Below are 25191 nucleotides of genomic sequence, written 5' to 3'. Positions count from 1 at the left end.
TTGGTTTTAAAATCCGGTGCACTCGGTGCTCTCGGGTCCGCGAGGTTCAGGCAAGACCACGTTGCTGAAGATGCTCCAGCCGGAGGCGCTCGAGCGATGGCACCATACGCAGGCGGAGTCGATGGTTGGCGCGATCGACTACACCGGTGTGTTCGTTGCAACTGATCGGATCTGGAAACAGCAGCTCGAGCCGGACACGGACGAACTTGATCGGCTCATTCGCGACGTGATCGCGGAGTCTGCGTTCGCGACGCAGGTCGCGCGTGAACTCGTCACGACGATGGCTTGGCGCGCCCATAGCATTCCCGAAAATACGCCGCATCATGCGAGGGCCCGACTCACTCCCGCCGACGAGTTGCTTCTTGTCCGGGAACTATCGTCTCTCTTGAGGCTGCGCGTCGAAGTCCCTCGAATCGAGTCGGTTGTGAGCGCTTTGGTGGCACGGTTCAGGGAACATGGCGAGCTCCTACGTAGCCCTCGTGAGATCGACACTCAGCTGCCCGACTGGCTCATAAGAGACACCCTCAGCACAGCGGAAGCGTGTATTCGGCTCTTCAATACCGCCGCGCAGCAGTCCGATCATCAATGGGCGCTGCTGTTCGACGAGATGGAGCTCGCCCCACCAAGGGTGACTGAATCGGTGCTGGACGCCATGCGGGGGAGTCAGTCTGTGCTCCTGTATAAATTGAGTTTGTCGCCCGTTCAACCGGAGTTCGCTCGGTTGAATATGCCGCTAGCAGGAGTTCACGGGCAGGATTTCGAGCTCATCCGTCTGTCGTCCCAGTACTCGGCGGCACCACGGTTCGCGGAAGACATCATCGAAGCCGAACTCAGAAAACGCTACGTCAATGAGTTGGCCCTCACATCTCGTCGGGTCTTCGGTGCGGGGCGATTCGCGTCGGTTGAGGAGGACGAGGACCCGTACGCAATTGGGTCCTGGCTGTGGAAGCGCTATGACAGCCTGGCGAAGTCGGACGACACCTTTGCTGATTGGCTCGCGAAGAAGGGCGTAGACCTGCACGCACTGCAGGATTTGACGCCCAACGAACGCGCAGCAAAGGTGCGGAAGATCCGAAACATCGTCGTATTGCGCGAGCACTACCGACGCCCCCACCAGACGGGTCGCAAGTCGCACGATCTCTACACGGGAGCGGAGGGGTTGGCGACACTAGTTGATGCGAATCCCCGCCTATTGATGGCGCTGCTCGGGCATGTCTTGCCACGGGACCTACCGCGCACGCTTCCGCTCGACCGCGCGGCCCAAAGCGCGGCCATCGACAGTGTCATTGATCGATTCCTCGCGCTGTTGAGGTCTCAACCAGCAGTACAGGGGGACGACGGACGCCTGTTTCAAGTCGTAGACCTCGTCGAAGCGATTGGAAAGGAACTCGGGCGTCGACTCATTAGCGGACCCTTCGACGACAACCCCGTAACTGCGTTTCGAGTCGATCGACGATCACCTCCGCATGTGATCAGTGCCCTCCAAATCGCGCTTAACGTTGGGGCCATTGTTCACCTTCCGGACGACTCAAATCGGCCGATCCCAGATACGCTCGAAGGGGAGCTCTTCCGCTTGTCTTTCGTGCTCGCGCCTCGCTATCGACTGCCGCTGCGGCTTGGCGAACATCGGGGCCTGCGCTCAATCGTTACAAGGGGTGACGCGCGGGCTTGGTACTTCCCTTCGGGCCGCAGCCGCCGGGATCGAGGAGGTCAGGCATTGTTCGACTTCCCGCCGTCCAGAGAGTAGGCCAACATGACTTCGGCACTGCATGCCCAGGTGGCATCGTTTGCGTCAAGCGAAATTGCGCTGATCGACTATGTGGCGGTCGTCTACTCAGTGGGCTACGAAACGCGGTCAACGTTCATTGCGAGCACGGCTAGCCAGGGCTCGCACCTCGTGGGCTTCACTTTCCCTACTCAGCGTGAGGGGCAATTTCAGAAGAACCGCATCTGGGCGCTCGAGCACGGAGCTGTAGTTGAGGTCGAAGCCGAGGATCAGTTTGCACAGCGGCTTCGGAACACGTTGACTGACGTGATCGCGGCATTTCATGGCGCGACGCCGGATGAAAGACCTCGGTTCTTGGTCGACATCTCGTCCATGACGCGTCAACGAATTGCCGACTCGATCCGGATTCTGCATACCGAGTTGGGCGCGGCGGTGGAAGCGCACTGGGTTTATGCCCCTGCAACCTTCGAAGGTTCCCGTGTGGACGATCAGGTTGTCGTTACCAACGGTGCTGTGAGCGGTTACGAGGGATGGGGAGATCCGAGCCTCCCGGTGACCTGTGTGGTCGGGGCGGGTTTCGAGGGTGACCTCGCACTCGGGGTGATCGATGACATCGAACCCGAGGATGTTTGGGCATTCTTGCCCCGCGGGTATTCCCCCAACCATGACGTCGAACTGGACCAGCTGAATAGCTCACTCTTGCACGTGGTCGAGGCGGGCAAGACACTCGAGTATCGAGTTGATCAACCACTCGAAGCACTGCTGCGACTTGACGCACTATTGGGCGGAGAGATCGCAACCCGCCGGGTCGTCATCATTCCGTTGGGCCCCAAGATCTTCGCCTTGGTCGCTTCACTCGTTGCGCTATCAGCCCCTGAGTCGATCACTCTATGGCGGCTCAGTTCTGAATCGAGGCGACAGGCGATCGATCGTATTCCTGATGGCTCAATTGTTGGCTTGTGTGTGACGTCCCAAGGGCCGGAAGGGGCGGACCCCGCCGGCGGCATTCGAGCCCGTGGGTAGTCAGGGCGCGTAGCTAGTCAGGAACCGCAGGCACGAGTCCGCAGTCCAGGGATCGCACCCGGGATCCGAAACCGTGCATTTGTCAGAGTCATTTCTGCTCTGCTGGCCGCACCCCTCGCTTGGTGACTCTTGTGCTCTGCGTGCCCGTTTGCATCGACCGGAGCGTCCGAGTCGTCGGCAATCGGGAGGTTTGAGTCCATTCGAGAGTTCCTGAATCACCTAGGTCGGCCTGTTGCCATCCCAGCCAGCGATGAAGGCTGCCAGGCTAGCGAGCTGACCGCAGACATCGATGGACCGACCCAACCCGTAGTCAACCCGAACGGCAACCACCACAGTAGTAGTGCGACCCAAGATAGCAATGCACGCAGGCACTTTTTGTGGAACTCGTTTCGAGTTCAGCATAAAAAAAGCGGTACGCTGTTCGGGTGCGAGGAGGTCTCGAGCGCTGGAAGAGAGGTGTCGGATCGCAGGGGGTTCGACAGGCGCTGGGCTATGCGTTGAAGGGCTCGTGTGACTCGCACCTGCGCGCGACCGTTGGCGTGGATGCGCTCGCCGGGTACGGGGATGCGGCAGCCGGCGTCCGACGATTCATCGTTACGGCGGGCGTCATTTCGACGGACACGCTTGACGAGATGCAGTTGCGCAGTTGGGTGGATGGGTGCGATCCGGAGTCCGGGGAGCGGCGTGGGCGCGATCTGAGTTCCGCGGATGCGGACCTCATTCTGGATGGCACGATCAACGCACCGAAATCATTCAGCATCGCCGCACTGATCGCCCCGGACCTGGCACGCGAGTTCGAGGCGCTGCAGGATCGGTTGCGGGATCGGATCATCACGACTTGGCAGGCCGAGCTGAACGCGCGCCGCGGCGCGGGTGGCAGGTTCCGTGAGCCCTTGCAGCGGGTCGAGGTTGTCGAGTTGCAGCATCGTCGTTCCAGGGCGTTGGACCCGCACGTTCATCGGCATCTGTGGCTGAGCGTGAAGGTGCAGGGCGAGGACGGGAAGTGGTCCAACGTGGACTCCCGGGTCGCGATGAGGCTGCACACCCTGATCAACGCCGAAGGCGAACTCGCCGCCCGCACCGACCCGCAATGGGTCGCGGCGCTGGCCCGCCACGGATTCACGCTGAACGCCGAGGGCGAGATCGCGGAGCTCGCTCACGCGGTCCGCCCGCTGTCGCGCCGGTCGACGCAGATCGAGGCAAACCGGGCTGTACTGCTGGTTGAGTGGCGAACCGCGCACCCGGGGCAGGAACCAAGCCCAGATCAGATGCACCGGATCGACCGACTGGCGTGGGCGAAAGCCCGACCAAACAAGCCTGGTGATCTCGACGAAGCTGCCTGGGAAGAACTCATCGCAGGCGAACTGGCCGCGATCGACCCGGGGATCCTGCGAGGTCGTGCCCCGGTGCCGGTGCAGGCCGGGACAATCGAGGATCTGGATGTGGCGTTGTTGGCGGCGCGGGCGATTGTGGATGCAGACGCGCGGGCCGCGTCTTGCGGGGGCCGGTTCAGCCTGGTCGACGTGCGCGCTGGCGCCACCCGCGCCCTCGCGGCAACCGGGATCGTCGTCCCCCGCGAATCGCTCCAACCCGTGCTCGAGCAGATCATCGAGCGCGCGCTGACGCTGACGGTGGATCTGCTGACTGCGGAAGAGGAACGGCCCGCGCACGTGAAGCGGCTGATGGCATCGACCACAGCCGCACTCAAGACCGAGCTCGCCGAGCGCTTCGACGCCCTCACTCGGGCGGGCGCCGCGGTTGAGCCCACCCTGATCGTCGCCGCGGCAGAAGCGGTGCTGCGAGAGCACGTCGAACTGGATAGCCGCCAGGTGCAGGCCGCCGCCGCAATCGCCGGGACCGACAGGTTGGTATCGGTGACTGGGCCTGCCGGCGCTGGAAAAACGACCATGCTGCGCGCCGCAAAAGAGGCGCTTTCGCAGCGCGGCGACCGGATGGTGGTGGTCGCACCAACGAAGAAGGCCGCCTCGGTCGCCGGCCGAGAGATCGGCACGTCTGCCTCAAGCCTGCACGCATTGTTGAGCGATCACGGGTTCCGCTGGGGGCGTGACGAGTCGGGTGCCGATGTCTGGACCCGACTCCATCGGGACGAAATCGACCCGACCACCGGGCTTCGCTACGCAGGGCCGCGCCGGTTCCCACTCCGGGCGGGGGATCGAGTCGTGGTCGACGAAGCCGGCATGGTCGACCTACACACCGCGAACGCCCTCGCGATCGTGGCGGCCGAGACCGGGGCCGGGATCGCGATGGTCGGCGACCACCTCCAGGCCCGGCCCGTCGGACACTCCGGTGCGATGGCGACGATGACCCGCCGTGCCACCGCCGTTGTCGAACTCACCGTCGTACATCGATTCCACGACCCGGAGTACGCCGAACTGACCCTGCGCATGCGTGAACCGGGTTCCAAGGATGAGGCGCTCGCGGTCGCGTCCGACCTCGACGCTCGCGGGCTCATCCACTGTGTCGCAGACCAAGCCCAGGCGCGCGAGGTGATGGTGGAGGCGTACTTCCGCGCCTCGGCGGGCCAGCGTCGGATGGCATTGGTGACCAGCACGAACGAGGAAGCGGACGCGATCAATGAAGCCATCCAGCAACGCCGCATCGACCACGGGCAGCTCGCGCTGAGCCGGATCGCGGTGGGACAGGCGGAGCAGCGACTCCTTGAAGGCGACATCGTTCAAACCCGCCGCAACGACCGCCACGCCAACGTCGAGAACAGGGCCCTGTGGGTCATCCGCAAGCTCACCTGCACCGGGATCGAACTGGTCAGCCTCAACGACAGCGCCGACGTCCGCACGGTCACGCGTGAGTACGCAGCCGACCATGTGCATCTCGCGTACGCGTCGACGGTGCACCGCATTCAGGGCGAGACCACGGATGCCGCCGTTGTGGGGCCGGGTGTCGACGCGGCCGGCCTCTACGTTGGAATGACTCGAGGCCGCACTCGCAACGAAGCGCTCGCGATCGCCCCCACCGCTGCCGCGGCCCGCGCGCAGATCGCGGACAGTATGTTCCGCGGCCTCCGTGAAGTCAGCATCAACGACTCCATCCGCGCTGCCCGCATCGAGCTGGGACGCGCCGCCCGCACCCCCCACAACGTTGCCGATACCCCGCCCGACCTGTGGAGCGCTCAACAAAGTCCAAGTCGCGGACTCGAGCGATACCAGTTGGAGCAACTGAATAAGGGGCTCCATGCGACGAAACAGGCGCTGATCGAGCTGGACCGCCGCATTGCGGATGACGACGCCGGCACGCACGGACACCCCGAAGCCGTGTTGACTGCCGCGCCGATAGTCGCGGCGCGGCAGCAGCTTGTGGCACAGTATGTGGCGGGTGTCGGTGAGTATGTCGAGGCCCGTCACGTTCACGAACAGGCGATTCTCGCCGCAAATGACGCGATGAATGGCAGCGGAGCACCCGCCCCGATCGCTCGGCAGAAGGACACCGAACGACGCCGCGGCGACGCAGACGCGCGTGTCGTGGTTCGGTCAGCATTTGACGGGTCGGACCTCTCGCGCTGACATGGTCGTGGCATCCCCCGCGGTCACTTCTTGGATCGGCCGGATTCGTGACTGAGCGTGCTCAGCCGCATGAAATGGATGTCGATGACCCAACTGAGCTCGTTGGCGCGCATTCGTTTCAGCGGGCTGGACCTTGATGATGAATTGAACCGAGCGGTTCTCCGCGCGTCTCGATCTCGACCCGCTCGACTGGATCATGTCTGGGACCTCAGCCCAGCTGGGCACCGAGTGCCCAACGAGCACCAGGCGTACTGGCTCGACGGAGGCCGCAAGATCATCACACCTGATCGTTGTGTTGGGGGACACCGAAACCACTCGAGCGAATGAATCGAGGTCGTAGCTGGGCACGTCGTCGTAACCCTGGAAGCCAACCTGGCCGGAATGAAATCCGCAGGGTGCGAGCACATCCCACTCAAGTCACTCTTCGGTGAGAAAACCTTCCAACTCCAGGAGAATCGTCACTTCTTTCCCAACCACAAGCCCACCTGTCTCGAGCGTCGCGCTCCAGGTCAGGCCAAAATCCTCTCGATCGATGGTTGTCTTCGCAGAAGCGCCTGCTCGATACACCTTGTCCGTGTCAGAGCCAAATCCGCCCAGCTCGACCTGAAATGTAATAGACCGAGTCACATCGCGGATCGTCAATTCGCCATCGACGAGAAACTCATCACCGCTCACTCGAGCGCCGCTTGATACAAATTCCATCGTCGGGAATCGTGCGACGTCGAGAAAGTCGACCGATCGAAGATGGTCGTCGCGGATCTGCAAGTTCGTATTTACGGATGCTGCGTCGACCGTAGCGTGGAGGACGAAATCCAAGGGATTGTCAGACGCAATCAGAGTGGCTGATTTTACACCAAAAGCGCCCCGAACCTTCGAGACCATCATGTGACGAACGTGGAAGCCTACTTCGCTGTGAGTTGGGTCGAGAACCCACTTACCTGCGCGAAAGCCAGGAACCTCGGTGTTGGTCAGCGTCATTGATCTTCCTCTCCATGAAGGGACGGCGGCGCTCACATGAGCCGCTCGGGCAGGCGAGGCAACTACTTCGACTGGGACGAAGCACGTCAGCGTCCAAATTTTGTTTATGTTCGCAGAACACTCTGTTGGTTGTCAAGAACCACCGAACGGTGCGGCTTGCAAGCTATTCCGCATCGAGACACGTCTCCTAACCGCTTCAGCCAGAAAGCGATGGGGCCCGAGAAGAGCGCCCGCAGCGGCAAGTGGGGGCGAGCTTGTCGTAACCGGCCGCGGGTTCGCGCCATCGCCTATCGTCTTCGTTCATCCTCGTTCGACGGTGTTTCGGGCCATGTAGTTGTCGACGTCGTCGTTCACTGGCCGGCCACCCTTCAGTCCGCGGCGTGTGCGGTGTCCGTGCTGAGGAGAGGGTTCGAGGTGTCGGCGATGATGCTGCGCCCATATAGATGCCTACGGATCACGCTCGACGAGTGTGCCTTGTCGCGGCAGACGCGATCCGGCTGTTTGTACGGCCGATCCGGCCGGCGCCTGGCCGCACGGAACTGATCGCTCAGGAGCGAGCAGCGTCGGGAATCGCCGGCTTGAGCAGTGCTGACGCGCACAACAAACGGCAGTCTTGCACAGGTCGGCGATGGACTCTTCGCGCTCAAACCACCGCATGATCGGCCAATCGGGTCATCCGAGGGATCGATACGCAGATCCTCGCAATTCGATTCGGTCGCCCTCCGCGCGTGGTGGATTCGTCGCGCAATTGTGGGGCGGTCGATGGTTAAATTCACACGGACGGCCCACGAGGTCTCGCCGGCGGAGTCCGCGTCGGAAGGAATCCTTCTCGCATCTGGCGCACGTGAAGATATTCATTTATAGTGAACGAGATCAATGAGGACTGATGTCGGCGAGGGTGCCGACACATGGTCGTCTATCAAAGGAGAGGGATCCAAATGAAATCTGTCCAATCGGCTACTGCGGCGTCAGATGGTGCGCATTCGTTCGTTCCAGAAATCTCACAGCCGAACCTTGACCTCCTCGGCCGCGCCCAATCGCTCTACTCACTTATCCATGAACATGCCCCAGACAGCGATCGTGACCGCCGTGTCTCCGAAGTGGTGATCGATGGGCTGGAAGAACTTGACCTCTTCCAGGTCTGCACTCCTCGTCGCTATGGCGGATTCCAGAGCAATTTTCGAACGCTGTTCGAGCTCACCGCCGAAATCGCACGGGGAGATGGGGGTACAGCTTGGGCGTTTGCGTTGCTCAACTCAAACGCCTGGGACGTCGGCACCTACTCACGCGAGGCCCAGGACGACATTTGGGGCGCGAATCCGCGTGCACGCATCACCACTGTAACGAATCCTCCTGCCGGCCCTACCGCATCGGCGCGCAAGGTTGACGGTGGCTATGTAATCAGCGGCCGTTGGCCGTACGCGTCAGGGTCCCTCCACGCACAATGGGCGGAGCTCGGGTTCGTCGTCGAGATTGATGGCGCACCGGTACGGATGATGACTCTCGTTCCGATGGACGAGGTCACGCTTGAAGACACGTGGTATGTCGCAGGAATGCGTGGCTCTGGGAGCAACACAGTCGTCGGCACAGAGGTTTTCGCGCCGGACTACCGCACTCAAAGCTTTGACAATCTAGTCGAAGGAAACTACGCGTCCGAGTTCACCGATGAGCTCGAATATCTCACGCCTATGGTCCCCAACCACGATCTAGTGCTCGTTGGGGCTCAAGTCGGACTTGCTCAGGCAGCTCTGGATTATGCTCTCGAAAAGCTTCCGACGCGCGGCGTCACAAACACAAAGTATGCAAAGGGGAGCGACGCGCCGACGAACCAGATTGCGGTCGCCGAGGCTGCGAACGCGATTGACACTGCACGCATGCTTGGGCGGCGAGCTAGTTATGACATCGATGCCGCCGCGGTAACCAATCGTGGTCAAATCGATTGGGCAACGCGCGCACGTATTCGGATGGATGCGGCGACCATAGCGGTGCTATGTCGAGAGTCCATCGATAAAATGCTCACTGCTATCGGTTCGGCCGCCTTTGCCTCGGTGAACCCACTTCAGCAGATATGGAGGGACTCGGAAACGGCAAGCCGTCATGCGTTGGTGAACGTGGGCGTTTCGAAGGAAACGTACGGGAAGTCGCTGCTCGGCATCGACGAGTTCGTCATGCCGATTTAGCGAAGGCTCAACCGCTGAGGGCATGGACGCCGCTTCGGTCGTCGACGCGGTGGTCGTGCCCTCAGCCATTGAGTTTCTCAGCGGTAGGCCACGCGTCAGACCGAGGGTCCGGTATTGCAGGGGCCAGCAATTGGTCATCACTCCATCTCGATGCATAGCACACATCCTGTTCGAATGGTCACGACAGTCACTTGTGCCGATTGAACAGCAGGGCTTCGCGGTCGAAGCTCCTGTACAGGTTCAGAGAGCGACCCGCGTGACTCCACAGGGGTGTCAGTCGAGGCGATCCGGCCTGGTGAACTGCTGCCGAAATCGCGCCAGACTAACGGCCACTATGCGATGTTGATCGGCGCGAGGACCACCAGGCCGCTCGCTTCGGGAAGCTCGGAGATGAGCTGCCTTGAACCGGCGGCGACTGACCCATGAACGGGGCGGGCTGTAAAGCCGAGTGTTGCTTTCGGAACTTGCACTCGTTTATTGTGACTACACAGGCTGTGAAAACGTCAGGTAGGACTAAAGTGCATCCGTGCGCTGAACCTGACCTCAGGGTTGAGGAAGGAGGCGTCGATGCGCCGACAACGCTGCCCCGATCCTCCTCGGATATCCAGTAGATCGCGGGAGGGCGAACCGAGACCCTGTCCGAACCCGGTGCGAGCTGAACGGTGTTCCACTGCAGTGAGCTACAGAAGACTTCACTAACCATTTCAGAGCGAAAGGAAGACCGTTCCATGGTCGATAGCAGTTTGCCCCCTGACATCTCCGCCCTCCTGGAGAGGATCGATGAGATCCGCCCGCTGATTGAGAAGAACGCAGCGCAAGGCGAAGCAGAACGACGCGTGTCGCAGGAGTCGATCGATGCCCTCGAGGCAATCGGAGCCTTCCGGGTGACGCAGCCAGCCAAGTATGGAGGATATGAAGGTGATTCTCGTGCGCAGGTCGACGTGGGCGCAGCCGTCGGCAAGGGCGACGGCGGGACTGCCTGGGTCGTCGCGCTCACCAACATCGCGAACTGGCTGACCGCGCTTTATCCCGAGAAGGCGCAGGATGATGTGTGGGGTGAGGATCGCAACGCAAAGGTCTCCGTGGTCCTAGCCACAAACGGTAAGACCCAGCGCGTTGATGGTGGGTACCTCGTCAGCGGGGAGTGGAGCTACAACTCGGCATCGTGGCACACGCAGTGGGCGATTCTCGGGGCCGAGCTCGTCGACGAGAATGGTGACTTCGTTGACACCGCGCAACTGCTGATCCCGCGCTCGGATCTCGGCTTCAAGGACATCTGGCATGTGGCCGGCATGCGTTCGAGCGGAAGCAACGCGCTCAGCGCGACTGACGTTTTCGTTCCCGATCACCGTGTGATGCGTGGGGAACCTGCCTTGCGAGGCACCTACCCTGGCACGACCGAGGACACTCCCGCGGTCTACCGGGCGGGGTGGATTCCCGTGCTGAACATCATTCTCGTCGGCCCGCAGCTCGGCATGGGCCGTGCCGTGCTAGAGAGGGTGATCTCGAAGGCAGACTCGAAAGCCATCGCATACACAAGCTTCGAGCGACAGAGTGACTCGATCGCATTCCAACTCGACATCGCCAAGGCCGCGCTGCTGCTGGAAGCTGCGGAAGGGTTCGCCCACCGCGCCACTGACGAGATCGACATCCCCGCTGCTCAGGGCGTCTATCCGGACTACTTGACCCGAGCTCGAAATCGTGCGTACGTGGGCTGGATCGTCGAGCACACCGCTCGCGCCATTGAGATGTTGCTCACCGCGCACGGGTCGGGAGCTTTCGCGGAAGTGAACCCGTTGCAGCGCCTTTGGCGTGACCAGGCAGTCGCGTCACGGCACGCGTTCGTTCTTCCGGCGCTCGGTTACGAGCTTTACGGGAAGGCCCTTCTCGGCCGCGAAGATGGGGATTCCGTTACGCCTCTGGTTTGAGCCCCCGGCTGGTTCGGGATGGGAGCCACTTCGATCCCGAACCAGCCCCTCCCCCAACAATCGGCATTTGGATCCATATGGCCGAACGAGAAGGGAGACGTCCAAAGCAATAACCGCTTCTCCTCGCCGGACTGGGGTCTCTTCGCCCGCACACTCACCGCATAGCGATCCAGCGAACTCGCATCGCTGGTGAAGGCGGGCCAAACTGCGTGCGCACTGGGTACCGCACGGCATTTTGTCAGGGGCATCCTTCACATCGTGGTGGTACAGCGAACCGAGGTGCATCATCTCGAGTGCTGTCGCGTCCTCGATGACATCGATACTCAACATCGTCCAGCTGCGGTGATGAGCGCCAACGCCGGCCGCACCCGCTTGCCGACGGCTTCATAGAGGTAGCGGCTCGCGGCGTCGGCAATTCGGTCGGTGACGCCCACCTCTTTGACGAGGCGGTCGACGCGCGCGAGGGCCAACAACGTCGCGATCCTCACCGGCGACTCGCTGTTCTCTCGCGCGAACCAGATCATCGCTCGGCAGGGCGAGCGATGAATTCGCGTCCACGACCATGTTTTCGAGCCGTCGAGCAGCTGGAACGCGACCCCGTCCTTCTCCCCAAACACGACGACCGGCCGTTCGAGCTCTGCCGGGCCCATCGCGAAAATCAGACCCGATTGCGCAGCCGCGGCGATGAGCGAACCAGTCTTGTCGGTGAGTACCTTGAGGTAGATGCCATTGACCTCTCGTCCGACCCGGACGAGCCTGGCAAGATGCCGGGCACCGGATAGCGAACTGGTGCGATGACGATGTCCTACCTCCTGCTCGGATAGCGGACGGATGCAGCACCCGTCTCCCTGCTCGCGCGGATCGACGAGGGATCGAGCGCGTCGCCGGGGTGAAGATCCCTCGATTCTCGACGCTGAACTCCTCGAACTGCGCGAGCACGAAGCGACCGGCGCCACGCTCGACCTTGCCGGCTCCTGGTCGTACGAGGCCGTCGCGGCGCTCGAGGCACTTCCCACTGTGTGGTGGGAGTGGCGCTAACGCGCTTCGCGCAAGCGGTCGGCGATCGTTCCAGCTGATCCAGCCTTGCGGGCGCGCGGGGACGGCCTGGCGCAGAAACGGCTTCCGACTCTCCTGGCTTCGGGTGCTTTCCATGCGGCGGCGAACGCAATTGCTTCGCGTGTGGGGTTGACTGCCTCGAGGCGGTCGGGCGCAGCCAAGACGACATCGAGTGTGTCCTGTTCGCGGGAGCGGCCCCGGCTGGTAGGTCTTCGTGGTGTCTATGACGCATCGTCACCCGCAGGGCAGAGGCGCTCGCTATCGGGCGGAGAGTCATGGGGCGCCCCGTTTCACGTCGTCGCCCGACGCTAAGGGACACCCAGGTTCTCCCGTGTGGACGCCGATGATCTGGGCACCGCGGTTCGTGACGGGACCGCCCCTGCGTAGACAGCCGGCCCCAACCGGACTCGCGTCGACAAGCCCCGAGTAATCGTCGCCGACACCATCCTGATCGGTCAGATCAACAGTCCGGCGACTAGCGGGAGGGACGGCCCTCACAGCGACCTGACTCGGTGATTCGTCAAACTCAACCCCGCGCACAAGGCTGGACTTCCGATAAAAAGTAAGTCAGAATAAACACAGGTCGCTGCGACGAGCCGGTCTTGAAATGCTGGCTGGACACAAGGCCCGGATGTGAGAAGTCACAATAAAGTGTTCGCTGCGATGGCACATACGAGAACCGGCTGGACACACACCAAGGATGGTAGAAGTCATGACGTCAGAAAGCCCTACCCCGAAGCACGCGCAGGAGTCGAGCAGTGGGGGTGGCGCTCTGGTCCTGGACACGCTCTCCGCAGACGATTTCCGGGCGATCTTCCGTCGGCATCCTGCTGGCGTGACCGTCATAACGGCAGACGCAGGAACCGGCCCAGTCGCCCTCACGGCCACATCGGTCGCCTCTATGAGCGCCGATCCGCCGCTGCTAATCTTCTCCGTGTCATCGTCGTCCTCGAGTGCGCGCATCCTGAAAGATGCCAATACTGTCGTCGTCCACTTCATCGGCCCAGACAGCATCGAGATCGCCAAACTTGGCGCGACGAGCGGAATCGACCGATTCGCGGACTCGACCATCTGGTCCCGCCTCCCAACCGGGGAAGTGGTGTTTGATGCGGTTCGCACGTGGATCCGCGCGCGGGTGGTGAATCGGCTGGAGGCGAGCGGATCGACCATCGTGATCGCACAGGCGATCGAGTCGAACTACACGGCGGCAGAACTCGATCAGCAACCGGAGCGCGAAGGACTCGTCTTCATGAACCGAAGCTGGCACCAGGTCGGAGAGCGCTCAGCAATTATCTGAAATCAGGATTGACCGGTAGCACCCACGTTTCAGGCGGTGGACGAAAGCTCGTCCACCGCCTGAAACGTGTGTGCTACTTGGCGTAGGCCGCAGTGATGCTGTGCAGCGCCGCGTCCAGTGCATCGCCATAGGCCATCTCTTCGACCTGATAGACAGACGGGCGCCCGCCGGCAACCGTGGCACCGCCGCGGGCGACCAATCGAAGCCAGTCCTCGGTTGCCTGGATGACCCTGTCAGCAGGTGCGAGCGCATTGACCAACCCGACCTCCCGCGCGCGTTCCGCCGTGAACGGCTCGCCGCTGGCGATGTTCTCGATCGCAGCACGGGCCCCAAGCCTCTTGATGAGGGCGACTTGAGCGACGATCGGCCATACTCCGACGCTGACTTCGTAAGAGCCGATCTTCGCGTCCGGGACGGAGACGACATAGTCAACGGCAGCAACGAATCCTGCGCCGCCCGCCAGAGCGTCTCCGTTCACGGCTGCGGCAACGGGCTTCGGCAAGGTCGGCAGCAGCTTGAGCACGCGGATCAAGCCCTGGTAAAAGGGAACGGGATCAGCGCCGGCCTTGATCGCCGGCACATCAAGGCCGCCGCAGAACGCATCGTCGCCGGCTCCGGTCAGTATGATGCCGGCCACCGCCGCGTCATTTGCCGCAGCGATTAGTTGGTCCTCGATGCTCTGGAGCACCTCGGGATTGAGAAGATTCCGCCCGGGGCCCGCGATTTCCACGGTCGCAATGCGAACATCGTCAGTCATTAGTCTCTCCTTCGATGAGATTCCTCCGGGCCACGCAACGCGCCCAGTAGCCCGTCCAGCCTCGCAGAAGGCGTTCGGTGCGTCAAGGAACACTGAACGCCTGGACAGTTCTACGACAGCAGGACGCTATTCTCGGAGTGTGGACACCGCCAACCAGCCCGAACCGCCGAAGTCCGGAAGCGACACTCAATACCTTCCGTCTTCCGCACCTGTGATCGAACCGACCAGAGATGGAGGAGGAGACATGAAGGAGCAACTGGGCCGACGACTCCGCGCAACACGTGAAGAGCAGAAGCTGAGTCTGCGTGCGGTTGCCTCAGCGATAGGGGTCTCCCCGAGCATGCTCTCGCAAGTAGAAACTGGGAAGATCCATCCTTCCGTCACGACGCTGTACGCACTTGTGTCGCACCTCAACGTATCCCTGGACGAGCTGCTGGGGATCGTCCCGTCGGATGCCGCGCCGACCGCTGCGCTGCGGGAGATTCAGCGCCTCGGAGTACAACGCGCAGAGGCGAATCCCACCATCGAGATGGAAAACGGTGTCACCTGGGAGCGACTCGCGAATGCCGGGCACCGTGGGGTCGATCCGCTGATTATGACGTATGAGCCGGGTGCATCCAGTTCAGCCGAAGGCAAGCTCATGCGACATTCTGGGACCGAGTACGGGTATCTGATAGAGGGTGAGTTGACGCTCCTCCTCGATTTCGACTCGTTCACATTGCATGTGGGTGACTCAATATGCTTCGACTCGCACCGTCCGCACCTGTACCGCAACGACACGGACCGGGCGGCTCGTGGGATCTGGTTCGTGACAGGGCCGCTGGGCGAGAGTCCTCTACAGTTCGACGGGCAGCCGGCACCCGCGCACATCAATCGACTGCAATCCGTGCGTCAGGTTCTGCGCCAGGACGACACGATAATCCCACCGCGGGCCTGAGGGGGATTTGAGTACCACTTCACAATTGGATCCATGTATGATCGTTCTGACTGAACAGATCTAGGGAGCTCTCGAGTACGTCGACGCGGCGGACGGTCCTCCCTCTCACCTTCTGAGGAGTGGACATGGCCAACGGACGAATCACTCACAATCCAGCGCCCGTCATCCCGGGTATCGCCGACAGTGTCAAGGTCAGCGCCGGGGACTTGCTATTCGTATCGGGCGCGGTGGGCTTCGAAGAGGACGGCTCGGTGCCCGCGGACTTCGCGCGCGCGATCGAACTCACCTACCTTGAGCTCGAACGCGCTCTCAAGGCGGGCGGTGCGTCATTCGATGACCTCGTCCGCGTCAATGTCTACATCACCGAACTGGATCAGGAGAAGCTGGGGATCTGGCGGGACACGCGCGACCGGGTTGTCAGAGTCGACGAGCCGTCTGCGAGCACCGTGATCGGGGTGTACTCGCTCTTCAAGGGCGCCTCCATCGAGATTGACGCGATCGCTGCAATCTGATGAAGAACACCGGAACAACAGGAACCAATGCGGTCGACTGGGAAGCGCGTGTTGACTTCGAGCGACTACGGGATGCGCGCTTAAGAAGGCTGAAGGAGCAACTCAATCGATCCGATTTGGGCGCAGTCTTGGCCTTCGACTTCTCGAACATCCGCTATATGAGCGCGACGCATATCGGCACGTGGGCGATGGACAAGTTGATCCGGTTCGCCCTACTCACCCGTAACACCGATCCGATCGTGTGGGACTTCGGTTCGGCGGCCAAGCACCACGCACTGTACAACCCCTGGTTGGACGTAACGACATCCGAAATGGACGCGGACCCACACGCGCCCCACGAGGGCGCCAAGCGGCCACGACTGGAGTCAGGCGCACGAGCGGGTCTTTCGACGCTGCGAGGCGCCTTCCCGCCGGACGCCGAGATGGCGACCGATCTGGCAAAGAAGATCAAGCGCGAACTCGAGAAGTTCGGACTCGCCCACGCGCCCCTCGGGGTCGACGTGATCGAGCTTCCTGTGCTGATCGCCCTGCAGAAGGAGGGCATCGAGGTCGTCGACGGCCAGCAGGTGTTCATGGAGGCGCGGCGCATCAAAACACCCGACGAGATTCGCTTGCTCACCCAGGCTGCATCGATGGTCGATGCCGCATACGAGGAGCTACACCGGTTCCTACGTCCTGGCGTGAGGGAGAACGAGGCCGTCGGGGTGGTCGCAAAGACGCTTTATGACCTTGGCTCGGAGTACGTCGAGGGAGTCAACGCAATCTCGGGTGAGCGCTGCTCGCCGCATCCGCACGTCTTCTCGGACAGGCTCATCAGGCCCGGCGACCCGGCGTTCTTCGACATCCTGCACAGTTGGAACGGCTACCGCACGTGTTACTACCGCACATTCGCTGTGGGCTCCGCCTCAAGCAAGCAGCGCGACGCCTACACACGTGCTCGGGAGTATATGGACCGCGCGATCGCCCTCGTGAAGCCAGGGGCGACGACGGCCGACATCGTGGCAGTGTGGCCCGAGGCACAGGAGTTCGGCTTCGCCAACGAGATGGAAGCCTTCGCCTTGCAGTACGGGCATGGCGTAGGGCTGTCGATCTGGGAGAAGCCAATCTTCTCACGGTTGACCTCGTTCGATCATCCAGAGACGATCGAGGAGGGCATGGTGTTTGCGCTGGAGACCTACTGGCCTTCAGCGGATGGGTGGGGAGCCGCGCGGATCGAGGAGGAGCTTGTCGTCACCGCCGATGGATGCGAAGTCATCACCAAGTTCCCTGCGGAGGAGCTCATCGTCGCCGGCCGTCAGTACTACACGATCGATGGTCCACTCAACACCAATCGTGATAGTCAGTCGCACCTGAACACGACATGGGGACGCGGTCAGTCGTGACGACTCTCGGTTTTCTCGGAGTCGGCGCGATGGGGTCAAAGATCGCGGCTCGACTCATCGCCGCAGGAAACAGTGTGTTGGTCTGGAACAGATCCCCCGGCCCCCTCGCAGATCTCGTGGCCATCGGTGCTGTGCCGGTGGCGACGCCGTCTGAGGCGCTCGCTGCAGATATATCCTTCAGCATGCTCGCCAACGATCAGGCTGCAGAAGAGGTTCTGAACGATGGAACGACAAGAACGGGCCGCATCCATGTGAATCTGGCCTCGATCAGCCCGACAGCGGCTGACCAACTCACGGGAAGATTCGCCGCGGCCGGCGCGGGATATGTGTCCAGCCCCGTTCTCGGTCGCCCGTCCGCGGCAGCCGCAGGGCAGCTGCACCTGCTCGCCGCGGGTGCCAGCGACCACATCGACGCGGTGTTGCCTCATCTGAATCAGATAGGCAAACGAGTCTGGCGGATCGGGCAAGTCCCCTCCGACGCGAATGCGGTCAAGGTCGCGGTCAATTACAACCTCATCCACGTGTTGCAGGCTCTAGGCGAATCGGTCACGATGGTCGAAAGGCGCGGCGTCGATCCCTCAGTGTTCGTCGAGTTGCTCACTAGCAGCCTCTTCGCCGGCGTGGCCTACACAGAGTACGGGCGAGAGATCGCCGCGCACAGACACACGCCGCCGGCCTTTTCGATGGCGCTCGGGTACAAAGACCTCGGCCTGGCTCGAGACCTCGCCGAGGCCGGCGGCGTGAAGCCCGCCACGATGCCCGCCCTGTTCTCGGTCTTCGAACGAGCCCTAGCCGATCCTGAGCTCGCGACATCCGACTGGGGCGCTATCGCAGAAGTCACGAGACGAAACCTACTGTGATGCGTTACCCGAATTGCAGAGGGATGCTCCCGGATGTCAGGGAGCAGTCGTCCAATCAAAGGAGAGATCGTGACTGATCGTACGGTGCTCATTGCTGGGAGTTCGAGCGGGATTGGGCTGGAACTAGCAAAGGACCTCGTGGCCAGCGGTGACCGTGTCATCGTGACCAGCCGAAGTAGACAGACAGCTGAATCTGTCGCGGCCGAGCTCGGCCCCTTGGCGCACGGAATCGCCCTGGACCTGTCCGAGCCGGAAGGCATCGCTGCGCAACTGGACGGCATCGGCCGCCTTAATGGAATCGTGCTCAGCGCGATCGAGCGCGATGCGAATACCATCCGTGACTACAACCTCGCTCGTGCGAGGAGACTCATCACCCTTAAACTGATTGGCTACGCCGAAACCGTCCACACACTCGTTGACCGCATCGAGCCGTCAGTGGACTCCGGTATCGTCCTGTTTGGGGGCCGCGCCAAGGACGCACCGTACCCGGGATCCACCACAGTGTCCACGGTCAATGGCGGCATCGATGGGCTAATGAACACCTTGGCGCATGAGCTTGCACCCATCCGGGTCAACGCTCTCCATCCGGGGATAATCGGCGACAGCCCCTTCTGGGCTTCGCGACCTGAAGCGGTTGCAGCATACGAAAGCCGGACCCCCGGTGGGAAGCTCGCAGAACTTCACGACGTCATCGACGCCGTGAAGTTCCTCCTGTTCAACCGGGGTGTCTCCGCGCACAGCCTTAACGTCGACCGTGGCTGGCGCATCGGCTAACATGCCCCCGTTGTTCAGGGCAGGACGAACCTATTCGAGAGTCGAAAGAAGCAAATCACGGGTCATGCCTCATTACGATGTCGTCATTCTCGGCGCGGGCCCCGGCGGGTACGTCGCAGCCGTCCGCAGCGCTCAGCTCGGCCTCTCGGTCGCCATCATCGAGGAGAAGTACTGGGGCGGTGTGTGCCTGAACGTCGGGTGCATCCCCTCCAAGGCGCTCCTGCGCAACGCCGACCTGGCCCACGTCTTCCACCACCAGGCCGAGCTGTTCGGCATCTCCGGTGACGTGACGTTCGACTTCGGCACCGCGTGGGACCGCAGCCGCACGGTGGCCGAGACGCATGTCAAGGGCATCCACTTCCTCATGAAGAAGAACAAGGTGACCGAGTACGAGGGTCGCGGTTCGTTCGTGGACGCGCACACGATCACCGTCGCGAAGGCCGACGGCTCCACCGAGCAGCTCACCTTCGACAACGCGATCATCTCGACCGGCTCCAAGGTGCGCCTGCTTCCCGGCGTCACGCTGAGCGACAACGTCGTGACGTACGAGGAGCAGATCCTCACGCGCGAGCTGCCGCGCTCGATCGTCATCGTCGGTGCCGGCGCGATCGGCATGGAGTTCGCCTTCGTCATGGTCAACTACGGCGTCAAGGTCACGATCATCGAGTTCCTCGACCGGGCGCTCCCGAACGAGGACGTCGACGTCTCCAAGGAGATCGCGCGCCAGTACAAGAAGTACGGCGTCGACATCCTCACCTCCACCAAGGTCGAGACCGTCGTGGACTCGGGCGACAAGGTCACCGTCACCTACACGCCCAAGGACGGCGCGCCCGCGTCGATCGAGGCCGACAAGGTGCTCATGTCGATCGGCTTCGCCGCGAACGTCGAGGGCTTCGGCCTGGAGAACACCGGCGTGAAGCTCACCGACCGCGGTGCGATCGACATCGACGACTACACGCGCACCAATGTCCCCGGCATCTACGCCATCGGAGACGTCACGGCCAAGCTGCAGCTCGCCCACGTGGCCGAGGCGCAGGGCGTCGTGGCCGCCGAGACCATCGGCAAGGCCGAGACCCAGACGCTGGGCGACTACCGGATGATGCCCCGCGCGACGTTCTGCTCGCCGCAGGTCGCCTCGTTCGGACTCACCGAGCAGCAGGCGCGCGACGCCGGCTACGACGTCAAGGTCGCGAAGTTCCCGTTCAGCGCGAACGGCAAGGCCAACGGCCTCGGCGAGCCCATCGGCTTCGTCAAGCTCATCGCCGACGGCGAGCACCTCGAGCTGCTCGGTGGCCACCTGATCGGCCCCGACGTCTCCGAGTTGCTCCCCGAGCTCACGCTCGCGCAGAAGTGGGACCTCACGGCCCTCGAAGCGGCCCGCAACGTGCACACGCACCCGACGCTGTCCGAAGCCGTGCAGGAAGCCTTCCACGGCCTCGCCGGCCACATGATCAACATGTGACCGAAGAGTGGCAGCCATCGCCAAAGCATGACATCCCTGAGCGCACGTTCTATGCGGGCGCGGGGGGTGGCGCGTGATGGACACTCCGATGCGCTTGCGGGAGTCAATCTGGTCCGCCGCTTGAGGCACGGCAACGGGCTGTGTGGGTGGCCCCCCAGGCAGCCGACTGCGTCGGGGAGGTCTTGTCTTTGACGTCTTCAAGACCGAGTCGGGGTGGCATCTACATCACGCGTACGGCTGGGAGCGTTGGATATGCAGCGGAGCGGGGCGAGAGTACAGTGACTCTCACCCCGCTCCTGTTGGTTCAGGTCAGCGGATCACTCCGGTGCCGGCGTACGAGGCCGGTACTGCTGTCGGGCCCGTAGCGTCTGCTGCGGGCCTTTCAGCTTTTGGGGTGCGGTCCACCTCGACGCTGGAGAACTTGAGGGACGCGCCGACGTTGTCCGCGACGATGTCGCGGGTTTCGCGGGTCTGCCCGGTTTCCTTGTCGGTGTAGGTCCCGAACCGCAGGTCCCCGGCGACGATCACGCTGTCGCCTTTGCGGAGCGAGTCGGCGATATGCCGGGACTGTTGGTTGAACGCGACGACCCGATGGAACACGGTGCCGGCGTCTTCCCACCGGTTCGTGGTCTCGTTGAGGCGCCGGTCGTTGACCGCGACGGTGAAGCGGGCATACTCGTTGCCTGATTCGCCGGTGCCGTGTTCGGGGTCGCCGGTGAGGTTCCCCTCGATGGTGACCGGGATCTTGGTGGTCATCTCTGCTTCCTTTCATTGGTGAGACGCCCGGGTGGGGTCTCAGTGGGCGTGGGCCTGGCAGGTCCACGCGTCCCATTCCTGCTCGTTCGTGTTCCAGGAGCGGGGTTTTGCGGGGTCGTGTCCGCGTGCGCATCCTCCGAAGTACGCGCGGGATAGTCGGGGGATGGCGAGGCTGAGGCGTTCGTGGAACCCGATCGGCCCGAACCCGGTATCGGACCGGTCGAACGCGGCCGTGTGCGCGGCGTGCAGGGCGGAGAGTTCCTCGACGAGATGCCCGTGCTGGTACCAGCACGGCGGAACCACGGACTCGGAGATCCGATACCGAACCGTGAACCATTCCACCCACGCCCGCAACGCCTGCCATTCAGTGCGGGCATCCCGATCGGTCAGGGTGCGCCAGTCCACGACGTGCCCGCCGATCGGGGCGGAGCCGGCGTAACGGATGTCGGGTTCGAGCTCGGTTAGGTCCGCGGCGATCGCATCGTCCAGATCGATGGGGTCTTCGTAGTCATTCATGACGGGCTCCCGTCAGGGGATTGCAGAGCGGGGCGGAGGCGTTCCAGGGCGAGGCGGGTGGCGTCTCGGCGGGTGCGGTTGCGGGAGAGGACCACGTCGCGGTCGATGAGGCGGTGCAGCAGGTCATGGCAGTACGCGTGCAACGGGATGAGGTCCTCATGCGCCTCGAGCGCCTTGTACCGCCCCTGGATGATCGTCACCCCGGTGTAGTCAAGGTGGTGCAACTGCAGCTGCCTTTTCGACGCGGGACGACCGCAGGCCGCGCAGACCAGTGGCCACCCGAGCGCTGCCTGTTGGGTGAACCAGCGGTCCCGGCGGGCGAACCAGGCCGGGGAGCGGAGGAACCCGGACCGGTACAGGTTCATGATCGGGGGTTTGCGGTGGTTGCTCATTCGTCGATCACCGCCTCCGTTGCATCCGCCCGGGAGGGGGCGGACGGGCGTCGTGTCTCGAACACGTCGCGTTGCTCTTGCTCGGTCTGGTGTTTGCCGGTTTGGATGGTGGCGGCGTCGCGGCGTTCGTCCCACCCGGTGAGTTCCAGCAGCACGCTGCGCCGGTTGCGGTAGGCGAGCAGCCCGGTGCTGGGCGGGAGACGCCGGATCTCATCCACCGACATCAGGGGGCGGCGTTCGTGGTGCTCGTTGGTGGAATGCCCGGCATCCCGTGTCGTCCAGGACCGTAGCGTGCGCTGGGTGTCGCGGGTGCCGAGCAGGGATTCGATGTCGCGGAGGTGGTTCACGTGGCTGGCCCCGCCGAGGAGCACTTTCGCGGTCGCGGCGGCCCAGATCGTGTCGGCCTCCGCCCGGGACCAGGATGTCTCGGCTTGGGAGAGAGCCTGCAGGACGATGAAGGTGCAGATTCCGCGGCCGCCGCCGTCGGCCATGATGCGGGGCAGGTTCCCCCATCGGAACATGTTCGCGATCTCGTCGAGGATGAGTCCGAGCGGGTGGGTCAGGCGGGAGCCGGGGGAGGCGAGCGCCGTGGTGCGGGCGACTTCGACGATGTCATCCAGGAGAGCGCTGAGCCATCCGCCCATCGCCGATGCCCCCGACGAGGACCCGATCAAGTACAGGGTGTTCGCGGCGTTGAGGAATTCGCGCGGGTCGAACGTCGGGTCTTCGGGGTGTGGGAGCAGGGTGTCGCGGATCTGCGGGACGGCGAGCGGGGCGACGGCGCCGTGCACGCCGAACCAGATGGAGGAGACGAGTTTTTCGTCCCCGCTGATGGTGGCGTCGAGGCTGTCTCCCCACCCGGGTGTGCCGTCGGCCTTGAGGATGTCGACCGCGTCTCGGGTTTGGGCGGGGCTGGTGCCCCAGTCATACAGTTCCGCGATCGACTTCCCGCCGACGGCGGCGGCGTGCAGCAGCCGGCCCAGGACGACACCGGAGGCTTGGGCCCATTCTCCGTTCGTGGTCGAGGCGCCCAGGGCGGTGCCGGTGATGATCGCGGTCCCGCGTTGCATTGCAACCAGGGGGTTCTCGCAGCCGACGATCGGGGAGACCCGGAGCGGGTGACGGATGCCGGAGAGCCCTTGCGGGTCGAACACGTGGACGGTCCCGCGGGCCTGCCGCATCCGCATCGTCGCGGTCAGGTTGTCGTTTGTGGTTGATGTGGTGATCAGTGGTCCTGACCAGTCCACGATCGCCGAGATCAACACCCGATACCCCTTCCCGGACCGGGGCGGCCCCTCGAGGGCGACGGAGTCTTCGATGGAGACGTATACGTCTTGCCCGCGGGCGCGCCCGACTCGCCACCCGACGTCGGTAGGGGTGGGTCTGGCCAGGTCGGGGCGGAGTTGCTGGGCGCGACGCAGCACGGCGCGGGCGGAGAGATGGTCGCGGATTTCGGAGGTGCTGGCGAATCCGGTCCGGGTGCGGAGGTCCGCGATGAATGCCCGGTCCGATTCCCGGTACCGGCGCACCGCCCTCACCAGCCACACGGCGAGCCCGGCGACGAGGAGGACGGCGGCCACGTCGGCGACTCGAATCCACTCAACCGGCAGGACGCACCCGGCGGGGATTGCGTACCCGGCCGGGTTGCCGGTGATCGCCAGCCCGAGGCCGGCAAACAGGTTGCCCGGTGTGGGGCGGGTGCCGCAGACACGCCCCGTGATCGCCTCGGCGAGGAACCCGAACGCGACGGCCAGGATCACCCCGCCTGCGATGGTGATCGCGACCGTCTTCCCCAGCACACCCTGCGACATGGCCAACCCTCGCTTTCAGAGTGCCTCGGCGGCCGCGGCGGCCGCGCCCAGCCAGGCGTCTCGGGTGCGCCGGTGCAAGGCGTCGAAGCGGAGTTGCCCGGCTTTGAGGGCGGGATCGAACGGGACGATCTGGACGGCGCGGACGTGCGGGGCGAACCCGTCCGCGATCCGACGGGCCACGGTCAGAGCAGGTTCGGATTGGGTGACGATGACGACGGCATTCGCGGCCAGTGCCGCGGAACGCTCGTCACGCCCATGGAGCGCGTCCAGGAGGAGGGCGGCGGATTCGGCGGACTCGGGGGTTGCGAGGGTGGGGATCACGAGTTGGTAGGAGGAGTCGATCATCCGCAGCCACCGTTCGGCGGACTCATCGTTGCCGGAGTCGAAGATCACGAGCCGGTAGTAGCGGGCGGCGACCTGCATCAGCAAGTCGAACTCGGCCGCTTGGATGCGTTGATCGGTGGCGAGCAGTTCTGGGTTGGAGCGGAGGACGTCGTACCGGTCGGTGGCCTGGTGGTGCACGAACCGGGTGATGTCGGACACTCCTGCGGACGGGCTGAGGAGGGTGGGGGCGGCGGGGAGTAGGTCGCGGAGGGTGGTGTCGTAGAGGCCTTGTTCGGTGCGCCAGCCGAGGGTGCCGCGGGTGTCGTTGTTGTCCCAGGCGAGGACCTGCCCGCTGCCTTCCCTTGCGTAGACGGCGGCGAGCATCGCGCACGTCATCGTCTTACCGACGCCGCCTTTGCCGTTCGCGACGGCGATCGTGCGGCATCCCGCCCACTGCCGCGATACGGTCGCCGTCCACGCGGCCCGCTCGCGCTGTGCCGCCGAGGGGCGCACGGTGATTCCGAGGCGGGCGAGCGCGCCCCGCCACCAGGCAGAAGCGGCGGGAGTGTCGATGGTGGAGGTGAGGAAGGTGGGGCGTGTGGGGGACTCCACAGCCGGCAGCGGTCCTGCGCGGAGGCCATCCGGCCGTGGAGTCTGTTCCCTCACCTCCTTTCCCTGCCCCCTGTTGTGGGCGTCGTCGGAACTGCTCGTGGAGTCGGATGCGGTGGTGACAGGGGTGACCGGGGTGAGGGCCCCATCGGTGCCGATGAGGAGGTGGTGGTCGCCGCGGTCGCCGGAGGTGACCAGTTCGACCGGGGTTCCGGTGCGGCGGGCCTCGTCGGTGGCGCGGCGCAGGATCGTGTGCCGGATGTCTTCGCCCCCGGTGGCGGTGATCGGTTCGGTGTGCCCGTCGAGCGTGACGAAGGTGGCGTGGGGGCCGGTCACGGTCGCATAGGTGCGGGGGTGGGTGACGGTGCTCAT

21 protein-coding genes are annotated in these 25191 nt (G+C 63.5%); 13 read left to right on the top strand and 8 right to left on the bottom strand.

The annotated features are described in order from the left end of the window. Positions 1-16: 16 nt before the first annotated feature. The 3 genes from CGU35_RS15150 to CGU35_RS15140 all read left to right on the top strand — a co-directional run bounded on the left by CGU35_RS15150 (position 17) and on the right by CGU35_RS15140 (position 6288). Positions 17-1747 carry an ORC-CDC6 family AAA ATPase gene (locus CGU35_RS15150; RefSeq protein ID WP_442923072.1) on the top strand — a complete coding sequence of 577 codons (1731 nt, stop codon included), beginning with the start codon at positions 17-19 and terminating at the stop codon, positions 1745-1747. Between the two features lie 6 nt (positions 1748-1753). Further along, positions 1754-2749: a hypothetical protein gene (locus CGU35_RS15145; RefSeq protein ID WP_100812328.1), complete on the top strand. Its 996-nt coding sequence runs from the start codon at positions 1754-1756 to the stop codon at positions 2747-2749. A 425-nt stretch (positions 2750-3174) separates the two neighbouring features. Continuing rightward, a complete protein-coding gene (locus tag CGU35_RS15140) occupies positions 3175-6288 on the top strand; it encodes an AAA family ATPase (RefSeq protein ID WP_232711338.1) in 3114 nt (1037 codons plus the stop codon). 417 nt (positions 6289-6705) lie between these two features. On the opposite strand, the gene CGU35_RS15135 is transcribed toward CGU35_RS15140, so the two are convergent. Further along, a complete protein-coding gene (locus tag CGU35_RS15135; RefSeq protein WP_198519613.1) occupies positions 6706-7266 on the bottom strand; it encodes a YceI family protein in 561 nt (186 codons plus the stop codon). 908 nt (positions 7267-8174) lie between these two features. On the opposite strand from CGU35_RS15135, the gene CGU35_RS15130 reads away from it, so the two are divergent. After that, positions 8175-9446 carry an acyl-CoA dehydrogenase family protein gene (locus CGU35_RS15130; protein WP_100812327.1) on the top strand — a complete coding sequence of 424 codons (1272 nt, stop codon included), beginning with the start codon at positions 8175-8177 and terminating at the stop codon, positions 9444-9446. 728 nt (positions 9447-10174) lie between these two features. Continuing rightward, positions 10175-11374 carry an acyl-CoA dehydrogenase family protein gene (locus CGU35_RS15125; protein WP_036299419.1) on the top strand — a complete coding sequence of 400 codons (1200 nt, stop codon included), beginning with the start codon at positions 10175-10177 and terminating at the stop codon, positions 11372-11374. A 323-nt stretch (positions 11375-11697) separates the two neighbouring features. Here CGU35_RS15125 and CGU35_RS18865 read toward each other — a convergent pair whose 3' ends face one another. Then, complete coding sequence (locus tag CGU35_RS18865) at positions 11698-12024, bottom strand: hypothetical protein (protein ID WP_036299416.1); 327 nt, start codon at positions 12022-12024, stop codon at positions 11698-11700. A gap of 181 nt (positions 12025-12205) precedes the next feature. Between CGU35_RS18865 and CGU35_RS18270 the strand changes: the two genes are divergently transcribed. Continuing rightward, complete coding sequence (locus tag CGU35_RS18270) at positions 12206-12412, top strand: hypothetical protein (RefSeq protein WP_036299415.1); 207 nt, start codon at positions 12206-12208, stop codon at positions 12410-12412. A 718-nt stretch (positions 12413-13130) separates the two neighbouring features. Beyond that, positions 13131-13727 carry a flavin reductase family protein gene (locus CGU35_RS15115; protein WP_442923071.1) on the top strand — a complete coding sequence of 199 codons (597 nt, stop codon included), beginning with the start codon at positions 13131-13133 and terminating at the stop codon, positions 13725-13727. A 73-nt stretch (positions 13728-13800) separates the two neighbouring features. On the opposite strand, the gene CGU35_RS15110 is transcribed toward CGU35_RS15115, so the two are convergent. Continuing rightward, entirely contained in the window at positions 13801-14484 is a 684-nt protein-coding gene (locus tag CGU35_RS15110) for an enoyl-CoA hydratase/isomerase family protein (protein WP_069696851.1), read from the bottom strand. Positions 14485-14728: 244 nt separating this feature from the next. Between CGU35_RS15110 and CGU35_RS18425 the strand changes: the two genes are divergently transcribed. From CGU35_RS18425 to lpdA, 6 genes are all read left to right on the top strand, one after another. Further along, a complete protein-coding gene (locus tag CGU35_RS18425; RefSeq protein WP_051513791.1) occupies positions 14729-15421 on the top strand; it encodes a helix-turn-helix domain-containing protein in 693 nt (230 codons plus the stop codon). 125 nt (positions 15422-15546) lie between these two features. Next, positions 15547-15933, top strand: a complete 387-nt coding sequence (locus CGU35_RS15100) for a RidA family protein (RefSeq protein WP_051513789.1) — start codon at positions 15547-15549, stop codon at positions 15931-15933. Beyond that, the gene (locus CGU35_RS15095) at positions 15933-17315 is read left to right on the top strand and encodes a M24 family metallopeptidase (protein WP_036300216.1); all 1383 of its coding nucleotides are present in this window, start codon (positions 15933-15935) and stop codon (positions 17313-17315) included. Before CGU35_RS15100 ends, CGU35_RS15095 begins: the two co-directional genes overlap by 1 nt. Continuing rightward, on the top strand, positions 17294-18175 hold the full coding sequence (locus tag CGU35_RS15090; RefSeq protein WP_081766396.1) for an NAD(P)-dependent oxidoreductase: 882 nt from the start codon (positions 17294-17296) through the stop codon (positions 18173-18175). The genes CGU35_RS15095 and CGU35_RS15090 overlap by 22 nt, the downstream gene beginning before the upstream one ends. A 69-nt stretch (positions 18176-18244) precedes the next feature. Beyond that, entirely contained in the window at positions 18245-18949 is a 705-nt protein-coding gene (locus CGU35_RS15085; protein ID WP_036300211.1) for an SDR family NAD(P)-dependent oxidoreductase, read from the top strand. A 64-nt stretch (positions 18950-19013) separates the two neighbouring features. Further along, complete coding sequence (gene lpdA, locus CGU35_RS15080; protein ID WP_100812325.1) at positions 19014-20411, top strand: dihydrolipoyl dehydrogenase; 1398 nt, start codon at positions 19014-19016, stop codon at positions 20409-20411. Between the two features lie 309 nt (positions 20412-20720). Here lpdA and CGU35_RS15075 read toward each other — a convergent pair whose 3' ends face one another. Genes CGU35_RS15075 through CGU35_RS15055 form a run of 5 tightly spaced genes read right to left on the bottom strand, consistent with a single transcriptional unit; the run spans position 20721 to position 25191 of the window. Continuing rightward, positions 20721-21167: a single-stranded DNA-binding protein gene (locus CGU35_RS15075; protein WP_069696852.1), complete on the bottom strand. Its 447-nt coding sequence runs from the start codon at positions 21165-21167 to the stop codon at positions 20721-20723. A 39-nt stretch (positions 21168-21206) separates the two neighbouring features. Then, complete coding sequence (locus tag CGU35_RS15070) at positions 21207-21683, bottom strand: hypothetical protein (protein ID WP_051513879.1); 477 nt, start codon at positions 21681-21683, stop codon at positions 21207-21209. After that, positions 21680-22075, bottom strand: a complete 396-nt coding sequence (locus CGU35_RS15065) for an HNH endonuclease signature motif containing protein (RefSeq protein ID WP_036300578.1) — start codon at positions 22073-22075, stop codon at positions 21680-21682. The genes CGU35_RS15070 and CGU35_RS15065 overlap by 4 nt, the downstream gene beginning before the upstream one ends. Further along, positions 22072-23886, bottom strand: coding sequence for a type IV secretory system conjugative DNA transfer family protein (locus CGU35_RS15060; protein WP_036300577.1), 1815 nt, complete (start codon positions 23884-23886; stop codon positions 22072-22074). Before CGU35_RS15060 ends, CGU35_RS15065 begins: the two co-directional genes overlap by 4 nt. Before the next feature lie 15 nt (positions 23887-23901). Beyond that, positions 23902-25191: a ParA family protein gene (locus CGU35_RS15055; protein WP_036300576.1), complete on the bottom strand. Its 1290-nt coding sequence runs from the start codon at positions 25189-25191 to the stop codon at positions 23902-23904.

It is taken from the genome of Microbacterium sp. BR1 (assembly GCF_002812725.1).
Lineage (GTDB): Bacteria > Actinomycetota > Actinomycetes > Actinomycetales > Microbacteriaceae > Microbacterium.
Note: the sequence above shows the minus strand (reverse complement) of the source record. Positions and strands in the feature narration are given on the sequence as shown.

What these genes read in the sequence shown, in the direction of transcription:
- CGU35_RS15100 (WP_051513789.1), top strand. Translation starts at nt 15,547, where the DNA reads ATGGCCAACGGACGAATCACTCACAATCCAGCGCCCGTCATCCCGGGT.
- CGU35_RS15095 (WP_036300216.1), top strand. Translation starts at nt 15,933, where the DNA reads ATGAAGAACACCGGAACAACAGGAACCAATGCGGTCGACTGGGAAGCG.
- CGU35_RS18425 (WP_051513791.1), top strand. Translation starts at nt 14,729, where the DNA reads ATGAAGGAGCAACTGGGCCGACGACTCCGCGCAACACGTGAAGAGCAG.
- CGU35_RS15060 (WP_036300577.1), bottom strand. Translation starts at nt 23,886, where the DNA reads ATGTCGCAGGGTGTGCTGGGGAAGACGGTCGCGATCACCATCGCAGGC.
- CGU35_RS15125 (WP_036299419.1), top strand. Translation starts at nt 10,175, where the DNA reads ATGGTCGATAGCAGTTTGCCCCCTGACATCTCCGCCCTCCTGGAGAGG.
- CGU35_RS15110 (WP_069696851.1), bottom strand. Translation starts at nt 14,484, where the DNA reads ATGACTGACGATGTTCGCATTGCGACCGTGGAAATCGCGGGCCCCGGG.
- CGU35_RS15090 (WP_081766396.1), top strand. Translation starts at nt 17,294, where the DNA reads ATGGGGACGCGGTCAGTCGTGACGACTCTCGGTTTTCTCGGAGTCGGC.
- CGU35_RS15115 (WP_442923071.1), top strand. Translation starts at nt 13,131, where the DNA reads ATGGTAGAAGTCATGACGTCAGAAAGCCCTACCCCGAAGCACGCGCAG.
- CGU35_RS15145 (WP_100812328.1), top strand. Translation starts at nt 1,754, where the DNA reads ATGACTTCGGCACTGCATGCCCAGGTGGCATCGTTTGCGTCAAGCGAA.
- lpdA (WP_100812325.1), top strand. Translation starts at nt 19,014, where the DNA reads ATGCCTCATTACGATGTCGTCATTCTCGGCGCGGGCCCCGGCGGGTAC.
- CGU35_RS15130 (WP_100812327.1), top strand. Translation starts at nt 8,175, where the DNA reads ATGGTCGTCTATCAAAGGAGAGGGATCCAAATGAAATCTGTCCAATCG.
- CGU35_RS18865 (WP_036299416.1), bottom strand. Translation starts at nt 12,024, where the DNA reads ATGGGCCCGGCAGAGCTCGAACGGCCGGTCGTCGTGTTTGGGGAGAAG.
- CGU35_RS15070 (WP_051513879.1), bottom strand. Translation starts at nt 21,683, where the DNA reads ATGAATGACTACGAAGACCCCATCGATCTGGACGATGCGATCGCCGCG.
- CGU35_RS15055 (WP_036300576.1), bottom strand. Translation starts at nt 25,191, where the DNA reads ATGAGCACCGTCACCCACCCCCGCACCTATGCGACCGTGACCGGCCCC.
- CGU35_RS18270 (WP_036299415.1), top strand. Translation starts at nt 12,206, where the DNA reads ATGCAGCACCCGTCTCCCTGCTCGCGCGGATCGACGAGGGATCGAGCG.
- CGU35_RS15075 (WP_069696852.1), bottom strand. Translation starts at nt 21,167, where the DNA reads ATGACCACCAAGATCCCGGTCACCATCGAGGGGAACCTCACCGGCGAC.
- CGU35_RS15065 (WP_036300578.1), bottom strand. Translation starts at nt 22,075, where the DNA reads ATGAGCAACCACCGCAAACCCCCGATCATGAACCTGTACCGGTCCGGG.
- CGU35_RS15135 (WP_198519613.1), bottom strand. Translation starts at nt 7,266, where the DNA reads ATGACGCTGACCAACACCGAGGTTCCTGGCTTTCGCGCAGGTAAGTGG.